Genomic DNA, 11,000 nt, shown 5'->3' on the forward strand with positions numbered 1-11,000 from the left:
ATCCTGCTATTCCCCAACAACAAGGATTAGGTTAATCTGGATATCCCCAACAACAAAAAGGAGTTCAATATGTTCGCGAATGGCTATGAGCATGCAGAGAGACATAGTCCCGCATATCAGCGGCCCGCTCCAAAACCGGAGCCAAAGCCGAAGGAAGAGAAAAAGGGGTAAACAATGACCAGGCACGACATTATCTTTGATATAAATTATTCCCATTACATGGAAAAAATGTTCTGCACAATAACCAGCAGAATCGATAAATTAATATCAGTGATACTGATGATGCTTGGTTGTGCTGTGTTTGCTCCCTTCAGCGGTAACTTCATTTTTGGCGCGTTCATTGCCGCGCTTTCAGCAATTCAATTTATTTATCAGTTCGGCAAGCAGTCCGGTTTAGCCCAAGAGCAGTCAAAAAAATATCTTGAACTCATGACAGAAGCAGCTAGGTATGATGACAATGAACTGCTCAATCGGCTGAACGAACTTCAGAAAAGCGACTGTTCTGTATGGAGTGTTTTTGAGTCAGCAGCTCATAAAAAAGCGGCTATCAAGCTTGGCCTTGAAGACTTAACGTCTCCACTGAATTTCACAGAGAAAGTTTTTGCTTTTTTTGCTGGTGGCTTGCCAAAGGAACAGAAGGTGACTCAGTGAGAATGAGCGATAGAGAGTTTGTACCTAACCATGCTCCGGGGCAGCCGCGCCCTCCAGCACCCAAACCAAAAATCATGTTTTCCACACTCGCAAGGAATGCGGTGAATGGGCACGTTCCTGGTTCTCCACGTCCAGCGCCCGCACCTCAACCAGCCCCAGGTCCTAAAAAATGAAAATGACAAAACTACAGTCTGTTAAAACTGGTGATCATTCTCCTTTTTCCCCAAGACCGGTTCCTAGGCCAGCTCCTCAGCCTAAACCTAATCAAAAGTAATGTTAGAGATATCCAGATTGTTAAAGAGCGAAGCGTCCTAAGGGCGCTTTTTTTATTACTTGCGAATCATCCGGTCTTTCATACGCCACCGGCGGCTACTTCGTGGGCATCCTGCCTGTTCGCTCTGTTTACCCTTATCGCCGGGTCGGCGGAACGTTTACTGATTACTGCGTGTTTTGTTGGTCTAAGTTTATAGAAAAATAAACCATTATGTAAAGTTAATAGTAAACAAAAAGGCGTGAAAAACTGGATGTACTTGAATTTGGAGAAAAAAAAGACCGCTTACAGGCGGTCTTAGGGGATTAGTCTATCTCGAGGTCTTTTAGCATCTGAAGGATTTCTTGTTTGGACTTGCCTTTCAGCCTTGCTTTGAGCTCATTGTCTATAGAGTTTACCTGGGCTCTGAGGTTAACCATATGCTGTTCTTTTTCCCACTCAGCAAGGCTATCGAAAAGATCAAGCAATTCTTCATGGCGAGCGTCAAACGGTCGTGGGGACCGCATCTCTTCACCCTTAGGTTCTTCATCAAGATAACCAGGAGCCATGCCGTAATCACGTTCAATACGGCGCGCTGCTCTCTCGCCGAACGACGCTTTACCGTTGATCAGCTGTGAAAGATAGCTCTTCTCTTTTTCCGGCAAGGTTCTGCTTGAAAACCATACCGCTAGGCGCTTGCGCCTGATTTCCTTTGTGTCCATGCAGTCATTTTGATTAGTAATTTCTAAACAAGCAAAAACTTGACATTAATGTTTAGTGGTTTATAAACTTACAACTCAACACACAGGAGCAATTATGCAACTCAATGACTTTTTGAAAGCTGGTGGGCCAAAGATCCGCAAGGCGCTGGAGCAACACCTTGGGATATCGAAATCTTACCTCTCCCAACTAGCAACGGGGCGGGCTGCAATTTCGCCAAGTCGCTGCATCGTTATCGAGACTTTCACCAATAGTGAGGTCTCTCGTTCTGATATGCGGCCAAGCGATTGGGCTGAAATTTGGCCTGACTACGAGCCAAAAAATAGCACAACAACTCAGGAGGATACTGACTGATGGAAATCAAAAAGCTGGCATGTGAGCTGGAGGAATGGGCTCAGGAAAAGGGCTGGAAGACGGTCACACAGCTGATAACCCCGCATCACTTCGGTGATTTGCTTCTGTCACTCAACGACGTAACAGATCCTGACGAGTACGCACGCCGACTGCACAACAATAAGCAGATTATCCAGCGCGCGTTCCGTAATGATACGTCCAATTACCGTAAGCAGGCCGAGGCGCTGAGCTATGCCATCCGCGCCGCCATCGACAACGAACTGGAGCAGAATAACTGCATGCACTACCGGGCGGCCAAAGTGAACAAAGAGTGCATCGAAGCCACCAACGCGGTTTTCACTGGCAAGCCTCTACCGGTCATCAGGAGAGAGGGCCTGGAAGCTATCGACGCACTGGCGCAGCTGGTAGGCGTAAAGGTTCACGTCATGCACAACCACAACGCGGCATAAAGATCCGGAGGCGACTATGCGTACTTCTCAGGAATTAGCGAGCGCACTGGCAGAGCGCATGAAAAACGCGATGAAGAATGAACCCGCTCAGGAGCCAGTGGATCGCCGCGGTGAAATTATTCCAGGGAAGCGGTACCGTGACGAACGCGGACGCATGGTGACAGTTTTGCGTGCATCCCAGCTCCGAGTGTCATATCGCCGAGAGGGATATGCAGGAGTCAGCGAAACAGGACGCCGAGAGTTTGAAATTAAGTTCACAGAGGTGAAGTTGTGAGCAGCAAGTTACATGGTCTCGTATGGGAAGGATGTGCGCAGGCGGGGCTCGGTATTTCCCGCGTCGCTCTGATGGCCCGTATTGCCGATTACAGCAATGCAGAGGGTGTGTCCTGGCCTGCGATTGAGACGCTCCAGATTGAGATTGGAGCAAAGAGTGAAACTACCGTCAAAAATGCTCTGGCAGAGCTGGTGAGCGGTGGTTGGATCACCAAAATTGAGCGCAAGGTAGGCGGCAGAAATTTAACGAACATCTACCAGATCAACGTTGAAAAGCTGGAAGCCGCTGCTGCGGTAGGGCGAAAAAAAATTAAAGAGAAGAGAGCCAAAAAGAAAGGTTCACGGTGCTTGCCAGTTGGTCAGGAAGGGAAGGGGGTAATTTTTAACCCCTCAAATAACGCCCCCTCAAACCCTGAAAATAAGGGGGCAGATTTTGACGGGTCAAATTTTGAGGGGTCAAAAATTGGTGAAACAGGTGATTTAACCCCCCCAAAAATTGCCCCCGATCCGTCATTAAGATCTGATCCGTCATTAAACCCCACACATAACGCGCGGGGGGAACTGGTTGCTCCAGTCAGTGAGCGACCGGTACCGGAATATCCTGGTCAGCCTGGCACGTTTTTCCCTGCCTCTCAGCTACTGGGGAAGTTCCCAATGAGCAAGGAGTGGAAACCATCTGTGGACTTTCGCAAGCAGGCAAACCTCTGGGGGCGTCCTGTCCCTGTGGACCTGACACCCGATGATTTACGCGCTGCCCATGCCTGCTTTGTCGATTATTGGCTCTCTGAGGGCAAGACATTCAACCAGACGCAGTGGGAGCAGAAATTTGCTCTGCACCTGCAAAACACAAAGCCAACAAGACCGCGAGGTAATTCTCATGCAGGACTGGACCCAAACTCCACAGCAAACGCTGCTGTACAACGAGCGCGTGCGACACGTGCAGAGCAATTACGAGCACGAGGAGAAAGCGTGGAAATTCTGGGAACTCATGCTGGAAATTTACTCCACCCGCTGGGAGACCAAAAACGGCTCGGCCCCGTCGGACCTATGGATTGCGCAGGTTGGGAGTTTGACCAGCGACCAGACGACGAGCGTCTGTAATGCGATGGTGGCGCGTTGCAAGGCAGGGAATTCATGGCCGCCGGATCTGGCTGAGTTCGTGACTCTTGTGGCGGACGCCAGCGGCAATGCTCTGGGGCTAAGAACTGCTGACGTAATGGCGGAATACAAGCGCTGGCGCAACGAGTCATACCGCTACGACAGTTCAGAGGTGTTCCCGTGGCACCACCCAGTCTTATATCAGATTTGCACAGAAATGCGACGCTCGGGAGTGGAAAGGCAAATGACCCAGACCGAACTCGAAGCCCTGGCTGCCATGCAGCTGGCCAAGTGGGAAAAGCATGTGGTGGACGGACATCCGATCCCGCCGGTGAGAAGGCAAATTGCCGCGCCACGCCATGCGCCAGGACCAACCCCCGCGCAGTTACTTAAAGCGCAGGCCGAAGCAGCAAAACTAAAACGAATTTAAACAAACAGGAGAAATTTTATGGAAACCGTACTGGATGCACTGAAATCGATGGGTAAAGCTACTTACCGTGATGTTGCCGCCCGCCTGGATATCGAGCCAGTGGAGGCGCTGAACAGCTTTTGCACGTGAGTTACTGAAATTCACGACCAGAAAGTAGTTGCGGACAGGGGGAGAAAATCCACAGCTGGTAGATGCCCAAGACGCTAAATGCTTGGTGTGGATTATTGACCAGACCATTGCGCATATAAAAGTGAAGCACTCAACTTTCAAAAATGCGTACTGACATGCAGGGATGATGTATCCTGAAAGCAGGAGCGCCCTCTGATTAAGGATAAGACTATGCGCAGGACTGAATACCGTAAAACGCCCGACAACAACGCCATGACAAAGAAAGTGGTTACCGTATGGATCATCACCGTAATCCCCCTCATCATTCTGTTTGCCGTGTACTCTGGCAACCCGGATTCACCCTTACTGGTTTACTTGTCTGAAGTGACCCGTGGCTTACCCGCGCTGCACTCTGCAAATAATCCCCTGCTGAGTTCGGTGATGAATGCCTGGTGTAAAACAGCCCCGCTCTGGGGCGCTGTTGCGTTTATCATTTCGTATAAACATATCAGGATTAACAGTGAACAGACCACCGGTGGGATGCTCAGGATAGTTGCGCTGTTTTCAGCGTTTTACCTGCCAAACATGTATATGTCATTGCTCTACTCTGCAGAAATAACAGAATCCGGGAAGCTGCTCAGGGTCATGTCATATAATGATTACTTCCTCGTGACGTTATTTATCACCATATACACTGTCTGCTATACCTTTACTGCTTATTATTTAGTTGTCCTTGCGGCAACCTTTAAGTCGTTTTGTCAGGGGCGGAAAGCTTCGTTATAATGGCAAAATATACTCCGGCTTCCGGAATTAAAAAAGCAGGCGTTTCCCGCCTGCTTTTTTTCATTAATGTGCAGGGCTAATCAGCCAGTTATTGATCCGGTCGGCAAACTGGTCATCAATCATTGATGCCACCAGCGAAATCCAGATGACCCCCAGTACGGTGATCGCGGTGACTGGCAATCCAAATACCGTGGCAAGGGGCATGGACAGCGACGCAAGTAGGCTCAGGGCAAAACCGGTGGCAAAGCCACTCAGTACCCAGGACTCCACTTCAAGCAGTACCGGTCTCCAGTCACCGGTATCAACGGCTACCAGGGATTTTTGTCTCAATTTCTCGATCTTCGTGACGATATCTGCATAACTAAAGGCTTTACCGAGGAAACCGTATTTGTAAGCCATATCCTGAGCATTCAGGTAACGCCAGGCATTCTCCAGAGCAGTTTTGTCGCCGGCACTGACCTTCATTTTCGGATTGGACAGAACCCGGTTTAAGGTAGCCATTGCCGCGTCAATATTCCTGATGCGTTTCCCCTGGAAGTTTTTAATGTCTGCCGCGATGTCATTTGCCAGACTCTGGTATTTATTACCCAGAACTTCACTGAGTTCCTTTCCGGCAGCCACAATAACATCTCCGGCCTGGGCCAGTAAGTTGCCTTCCTGATCAAGTTTAAAATTAATAAATTCTTTTACTAATTTTCTGACCCCGCTCCGGGTGTTCTCCTGCGGCCCCTTCCAGTTGTTAAACTGGACGCTGATATTATTGGGATCGCCATTATTTACGGTCACATCGATCGCCTTACCGGAGAACATATCAAGATACAGCCGGTAAGTATAAGGCCCTGTAATGGTAAGGCTTTCAACGGTACCTGCGTTCGCAAAGCTCTTCGTGGAGCGGAACGCGCCCGATTTAGGATCATACGTAAATAAATCGGTGCTGCCCGTCGTCGCAATTTCCAGCGGAGCAGGAGCAGTCCGGTGGCCAGAGAACTGGTTCTGGTCGTCGCGATAGACTCCGGTGGGTAACTCCCCGACCGACATTGTCGTGCCCGCCGCATCAACACCCATCACCAGTCCGCTCAGACCAATCGCTCTGGCCTGGTCTGCATTTAACTCAGTGACCGATATTGACATGACCCCGGTTTTCGACAGGCTCTGGATCGTGAGTTTCGCATAGGGATTAATCCGGCGGGCGGCGAGGATCATATCTGCCAGCTTCTGACGGATGACCGGGTTGTTTCTGATTGTATCAATCTGCCGTTGTTCAGCCGTCCCCTGGCTACCGGTGTTGTTGCTGCCTCCACTATCATGGTTCCCCGAGTTTCCGGTTGAACCCCCACCAGGCGGTGTGCTCCCCCTTTCTTTGCTCCAGCGGGTTCCATCACCATAACCACCATAATTAAATCCAGGCATAATTTTATTCCTCTTTGACGGTAAAATTCATAAAAAATAACTGTATATATAAACATGTAAATATATACAGTTCATGAATGCTACGCCGCTGCTTTTCCTGTGTCAATGCCAGATTTTGGGGTGTAACTGGAAGCGGAACTTCCTGCTAAGCTGCTGATCGGGATATTGTTTATAGGAATGGATACCTCAATGGAAAAATCCTCACTAGTGTTTGTGTTTGCCTTGTTAACGACGTCGCTGATGAACGTCGCTTGCACACCTCAAACAAGCGCAGAGCGTAATGCCCGGCAGTATGTATATGCGACAGGTGACGGTTTCGACCCGAATTTACGTGTAATAAAAGCCGACAGCATCCGGATGGCGGTGCCATTCTTCAGAACGTTTCATGATATGGGAACAAAAGACAGGGCTTCTGGTGTATCTGCAGAAGGAGCGCAACAGCGGGTTAATGAGTTCCGCAGCGATGCGTTTCTAAAATCCATCCAGAGGGAGACTATCTTTGCGGGCAAGCGCTACGCCGACAATAACATTCCGTCCGCAAATAAGCGTAAGGCAATGGGAGATGCTATTTCAGCTACATATATGGATGGTTATGAAGGGCGAAAGTGAGGTTTCCAGCTCACATTTCACTGCCTGACAGAAATTTGAACCACCAAAATATTGGTAGTTTACCACCCTTAAAAAAAACTCTGCGAACCAGTGTTTTTCATTGCTTTGGTGGCGTTGGAAATAAGAAGAATTGATTACTCATTAAACACTTACCCGCATTTGCGGTTTTTTTACGCCCAAATTCTTGACCCTCGTTTTTTTGGTGTTACTGTATAAATATACAGTTATTTGAGGAGGCGTTATGGGTTTTCCATCTCCGGCAACAGATCGCACTGAGCAGACTCTCACCATTACTCGCCTTTGCGGCTACGACGGTAATTACCGCACGATCGAAACATCAGCTGGCTATGCGATCGTCAACATTGCCAGAAAGCCTGAAGTCGGCGACACCGTTCTGATCTCGTTCTGTGGAAGGATGGACTTCGCATCTGTTCAGGGAAAAGCACTTATCACACAGGATAGGGAGGCTATTGAAGGGGATGCGCTGGATTATACGATGGTGATGGGTGTCGTAACGCACCTCCTCAACTGTGTAACAGATACTGACAACAGGCCGGTGATATAGCAGATCGAACATGATTCCTGTGTCTTGATAGCCGATCGGTTAGACGTCTGGTTAGCGGAACCTTTAATGAAATTAGTGCGCAGGGAGAAAAAGGACAGCCCCGCAAGGGGAAAACCATTTTTAGGGATGTACCAATGAAATTAAATGAATTTGCTGCCAGTCTAACGAAAGACGGAATGCTGGTTTTATGCCTGTGTGATGGTGAAATAATGGACTATCTGGTAACCAGTAATGCTTTGCGCACTTTGGTACGCCGTGAAGGAAATAGGCTTTCAGCCCAGGTTCTTAGTGATGATGAGCGTATTATCAACTTAAACTCCCTGCCGGAAGCACTTAAGGTTCTCAAGCCGTAAGTGTTGATTTATAATAATCAAACGGGCTGAACACCCACTGATTACTGCGCCAACCTGAGGAATCAAAATGGCGCAGAGCATTACCCAAAATCACTCACACCGCCCGTTCGTGCGCGGTGTTTCTGCTTATGCTGGTGACCCAGCATGAAAAAAGCAGATCGCATCCACCTTTCACGCGTGGCCGGACTGGGCTGCATCGTGTGTAGGAATCTGAATCTGGGCGAAACGCCTGCCGAAATTCACCATATCCGGACAGGGCAGGGTGTAGGGCAGCGTGCTGACCATCGAAAATCAATTCCCCTTTGTCATCCACACCATCGCAACGGCGGCTATGGTGTGGCGATTCATGCTGGTCGTAAGCAATGGGAGAAAAACTTCGGTTCCGAGTTGCAGCTGCTGGAGCAGGTCCAGTTAGAGCTGGGGGTGTTCTATGCCTAAATACATCATCACCCCAGTCGGTAAACCCCGCATGACACGATCCGATAAATGGAAACAGCGACCACCTGTGATCCGCTACCGCATGTTTTGCGATGAAGCACGTCTGCACGAGATTAGTGTGCCGGAGAGTGGCGCTCATATCACTTTTGTTTTGCCTATGCCGCAGAGCTGGAGCAAGAAAAAGCGCGCAGCAATGGACGGCCAACCGCATCAGACCAAACCCGATCTGGACAACTTAACAAAATCGCTGCTGGACGCCTTGTTTGAGGATGATTCCCACATTTGGGACGCCCGGACATCAAAACTATGGGGCGAAACTGGAATGATAATTATCGAGGAAATGAAATGACACCACGCCAGAAACGCCAGTATTTTGAAGGGCTGGGAAAAACCGCAATGGCACCGCGGAAGAGCTGGCTGGGAAAAAGTATTCTCCTGAATGATGTTCAGTCCGGTTGGATAAAATCGCTGCTTACGGTGTGGGGGGAATGCGTCCGCGGTGGCACAGCTCCGGCGAAACCATGCGGACACTCATGCTGGAACGTAATCAGAGGAAAGAACTGGTCAGATAAAGCGCTTGAGCGGTTTACCGCAGCATTGAACCAGGCGAGAGAAGAAGGGTTTCATGGTGAGCTGGCAATGAAACGGGCGCGCGCAATTCTTTGGCCTGAACCGCCGGCCAGCATTATTGACGAGGCTATTAGCAGTGATGACGCTGAATTTATGGAGGGCGTAGTGCTGCAGTCGTTTGATTTGAAGGATCCGGTTTATGTCGTTGGGCGACAGTATTACACCACCAGGAAAAAAATATCAGACATCACCAGAGAACTGCAAAGCCTGGCCCCGTGGCTAACTGATTCTGAGGCCAGAAAGCGGGTACGCTGGTGTCTGGAAATCTTCAGGGCGAAGGTTTTTTTGTCAGCGCGGAACAACCTGAAAGAAAGTTCATGATCAAAAGTGATTTGGCAAAAAGTGCTATTTAATCGGAAGGATGTTGAAAACGGGCCAGAAAATCAGATAATTATTTCATGCTTGGCAGAGCTGCGCCACGATGGCAGCGATGTAAAGCGACAATTTGAAAAAACTCTAAACCCCGCCTGCCGGGGTTTTTTGTTATCCGGCGATACGACAGGGGTATTCGCGAAGGTGCATTGCACCAGTACCCCTGTCATATCGTCGTTTTATTCAAGCAAGGAGTCAGCTTTGCCGGACACATCATGCATGTGAGAAAATCCTTTTTTTGGATGAAGGAGACAGCATGCTTGAATGGATTTACGGGTATGTGAACGGAATATTAGAACACTACAAAGCGATGACGACGATCGTCTTCGTGATCGCTATTTTAAAACTTTTAGTCCCTCCTTTCTTTTGGGGCCTTGAAAAAATATCTGACAGATCACACAGAAAAAAGCTTCTGAAAATATGGACTGATGCTGGTTACAGCGACGAAGAGGCAAGACTCTTTGTTGAGGCATCCGAGTCCCATCGGAAAAAAACAAAACCCAACATCTTCTCCTTCCTAAAAAAAATTACCCGTCGAAAGGTCCGTTAAGGACCTTTTTTATTACTTTAAACGCACTCGCACACAGCGAGGTGAGAGTATGTATCGAATGGACAAAATAACTACAGGTATCTCCTACGGCGCGTCAGGAGGTAGTGCCATTTACTGGTTTAAAAGACTTCTTGATGGTTACAGCCCTGAGCAATGGGCAGCTATAGGTGTGATCGGTAGCTTACTGTTCGGCTTACTCACCTTTCTGACCAACTTTTATTTCAAAGTAAAAGATGACAGGAGAAAAGAAGGCCGAGGTGAGCAATGAAAACCAGAGCGAAGTTGAGCTCAGCTGTTCTGGGTCTTGTCCTTGCAGGAGCTCCGGCCTCTGTAATCCTCGACAAATTTCTTAATGAGAAAGAAGGCAACAGCACTACAGCTTATCAGGACGGTTCAGGAGTCTGGACTATTTGCCGTGGGGCGACGTTGGTCGATGGTAAGAGGGTAGTGAAAGATATGAGCCTGACGACGTCCAAATGTGACCAGGTTAATGCAATTGAGCGCGATAAGGCGCTGGCGTGGGTTGATCGTAATATTCACGTTCCGCTTAGTGCCCCCCAGAAGGCCGGAATAGCTTCTTTTTGCCCCTATAACATCGGACCGGGGAAATGTTTCCCTTCAACTTTCTATCAGAGTATCAATGCTGGTGACCGGAAAGGGGCTTGTGAAGCAATCCGCTGGTGGATTAAGGACGGTGGCCGTGATTGCCGTCTGACTAAAGGCCAGAAGAATGGCTGCTATGGTCAGGTTGAGCGACGGGACCAAGAAAGTGCTCTGGCGTGCTGGGGGATAGATCAGTGAACCGATTAACAGCAATCATCTGTGCTGTCATTATCTGCCTGATGGTTTCCATGGCCTGGGCGATTAACCACTACCGCGGCAACGCCATCACCTACAAAGACCAGCGTGATAAAGCCACTGAGAAACTCCGCCTGGCGAACGCCACCATTAAAGACA

18 protein-coding genes and 1 pseudogene are annotated in these 11,000 nt (G+C 48.9%); 17 read left to right on the plus strand and 2 right to left on the minus strand.

Features of this window, described 5'->3' with window-relative positions; all coding sequences use genetic code 11:
* The first annotated feature begins 174 nt into the window (after positions 1–174).
* Complete coding sequence (locus ACJ9N4_RS15925; protein WP_411500615.1) at positions 175–651, plus strand: hypothetical protein; 477 nt, start codon at positions 175–177, stop codon at positions 649–651.
* A gap of 576 nt (positions 652–1,227) precedes the next feature.
* Here the strand turns inward: ACJ9N4_RS15925 and ACJ9N4_RS15930 are convergent.
* On the minus strand, positions 1,228–1,623 hold the full coding sequence (locus ACJ9N4_RS15930; RefSeq protein ID WP_411500616.1) for a hypothetical protein: 396 nt from the start codon (positions 1,621–1,623) through the stop codon (positions 1,228–1,230).
* A gap of 94 nt (positions 1,624–1,717) precedes the next feature.
* Here ACJ9N4_RS15930 and ACJ9N4_RS15935 point away from each other — a divergent pair, with 94 nt between their 5' ends.
* From ACJ9N4_RS15935 to cui, 6 genes are all read left to right on the plus strand, one after another.
* A complete protein-coding gene (locus ACJ9N4_RS15935) occupies positions 1,718–1,975 on the plus strand; it encodes a transcriptional regulator (RefSeq protein WP_182919810.1) in 258 nt (85 codons plus the stop codon).
* Positions 1,975–2,424, plus strand: coding sequence for a hypothetical protein (locus tag ACJ9N4_RS15940; protein ID WP_411500617.1), 450 nt, complete (start codon positions 1,975–1,977; stop codon positions 2,422–2,424). The genes ACJ9N4_RS15935 and ACJ9N4_RS15940 overlap by 1 nt, the downstream gene beginning before the upstream one ends.
* 16 nt (positions 2,425–2,440) lie before the next feature.
* Positions 2,441–2,698 carry a DUF4222 domain-containing protein gene (locus tag ACJ9N4_RS15945; RefSeq protein ID WP_411500618.1) on the plus strand — a complete coding sequence of 86 codons (258 nt, stop codon included), beginning with the start codon at positions 2,441–2,443 and terminating at the stop codon, positions 2,696–2,698.
* Positions 2,695–3,798, plus strand: a complete 1,104-nt coding sequence (locus ACJ9N4_RS15950; protein WP_411500619.1) for a DnaT-like ssDNA-binding domain-containing protein — start codon at positions 2,695–2,697, stop codon at positions 3,796–3,798. Before ACJ9N4_RS15945 ends, ACJ9N4_RS15950 begins: the two co-directional genes overlap by 4 nt.
* Positions 3,767–4,225: a replication protein P gene (locus ACJ9N4_RS15955; protein ID WP_411500620.1), complete on the plus strand. Its 459-nt coding sequence runs from the start codon at positions 3,767–3,769 to the stop codon at positions 4,223–4,225. The genes ACJ9N4_RS15950 and ACJ9N4_RS15955 overlap by 32 nt, the downstream gene beginning before the upstream one ends.
* 339 nt (positions 4,226–4,564) lie before the next feature.
* The gene (gene cui, locus ACJ9N4_RS15960) at positions 4,565–5,116 is read left to right on the plus strand and encodes a colicin immunity protein Cui (protein ID WP_411500621.1); all 552 of its coding nucleotides are present in this window, start codon (positions 4,565–4,567) and stop codon (positions 5,114–5,116) included.
* Between the two features lie 63 nt (positions 5,117–5,179).
* Here cui and ACJ9N4_RS15965 read toward each other — a convergent pair whose 3' ends face one another.
* Positions 5,180–6,526 (minus strand): colicin-like pore-forming protein, encoded by a 1,347-nt coding sequence (locus ACJ9N4_RS15965; RefSeq protein ID WP_411500622.1) that lies wholly within the window; start codon positions 6,524–6,526, stop codon positions 5,180–5,182.
* 189 nt (positions 6,527–6,715) lie between these two features.
* Here ACJ9N4_RS15965 and ACJ9N4_RS15970 point away from each other — a divergent pair, with 189 nt between their 5' ends.
* The 10 genes and pseudogenes from ACJ9N4_RS15970 to ACJ9N4_RS16015 form a co-directional block, all read left to right on the plus strand.
* Entirely contained in the window at positions 6,716–7,135 is a 420-nt protein-coding gene (locus ACJ9N4_RS15970; protein ID WP_411500623.1) for an Exc2 family lipoprotein, read from the plus strand.
* 241 nt (positions 7,136–7,376) lie between these two features.
* Positions 7,377–7,700: a hypothetical protein gene (locus ACJ9N4_RS15975; RefSeq protein ID WP_182918637.1), complete on the plus strand. Its 324-nt coding sequence runs from the start codon at positions 7,377–7,379 to the stop codon at positions 7,698–7,700.
* 134 nt (positions 7,701–7,834) lie between these two features.
* The gene (locus tag ACJ9N4_RS15980; protein ID WP_411500624.1) at positions 7,835–8,053 is read left to right on the plus strand and encodes a hypothetical protein; all 219 of its coding nucleotides are present in this window, start codon (positions 7,835–7,837) and stop codon (positions 8,051–8,053) included.
* 144 nt (positions 8,054–8,197) lie between these two features.
* Positions 8,198–8,491: a Ref family recombination enhancement nuclease gene (locus ACJ9N4_RS15985; protein WP_411500625.1), complete on the plus strand. Its 294-nt coding sequence runs from the start codon at positions 8,198–8,200 to the stop codon at positions 8,489–8,491.
* Positions 8,484–8,840 (plus strand): RusA family crossover junction endodeoxyribonuclease, encoded by a 357-nt coding sequence (locus tag ACJ9N4_RS15990; RefSeq protein ID WP_411500626.1) that lies wholly within the window; start codon positions 8,484–8,486, stop codon positions 8,838–8,840. The genes ACJ9N4_RS15985 and ACJ9N4_RS15990 overlap by 8 nt, the downstream gene beginning before the upstream one ends.
* A complete protein-coding gene (locus ACJ9N4_RS15995) occupies positions 8,837–9,442 on the plus strand; it encodes a hypothetical protein (protein WP_411500627.1) in 606 nt (201 codons plus the stop codon). Before ACJ9N4_RS15990 ends, ACJ9N4_RS15995 begins: the two co-directional genes overlap by 4 nt.
* A 307-nt stretch (positions 9,443–9,749) precedes the next feature.
* Positions 9,750–10,043, plus strand: a complete 294-nt coding sequence (locus ACJ9N4_RS16000; protein WP_411500628.1) for a hypothetical protein — start codon at positions 9,750–9,752, stop codon at positions 10,041–10,043.
* A 49-nt stretch (positions 10,044–10,092) separates the two neighbouring features.
* The gene (locus tag ACJ9N4_RS16005; RefSeq protein ID WP_411500629.1) at positions 10,093–10,311 is read left to right on the plus strand and encodes a class II holin family protein; all 219 of its coding nucleotides are present in this window, start codon (positions 10,093–10,095) and stop codon (positions 10,309–10,311) included.
* Positions 10,308–10,844 carry a lysozyme gene (locus ACJ9N4_RS16010; protein WP_411500630.1) on the plus strand — a complete coding sequence of 179 codons (537 nt, stop codon included), beginning with the start codon at positions 10,308–10,310 and terminating at the stop codon, positions 10,842–10,844. The genes ACJ9N4_RS16005 and ACJ9N4_RS16010 overlap by 4 nt, the downstream gene beginning before the upstream one ends.
* Positions 10,841–11,000: pseudogene (locus ACJ9N4_RS16015) on the plus strand (lysis protein); the annotation flags it as partial. The gene ACJ9N4_RS16010 and the pseudogene ACJ9N4_RS16015, both read left to right, overlap by 4 nt.

It is taken from the genome of Enterobacter sp. LM3 (genome assembly GCF_046622475.1).
Classification (GTDB): domain Bacteria; phylum Pseudomonadota; class Gammaproteobacteria; order Enterobacterales; family Enterobacteriaceae; genus Enterobacter; species Enterobacter cloacae_P.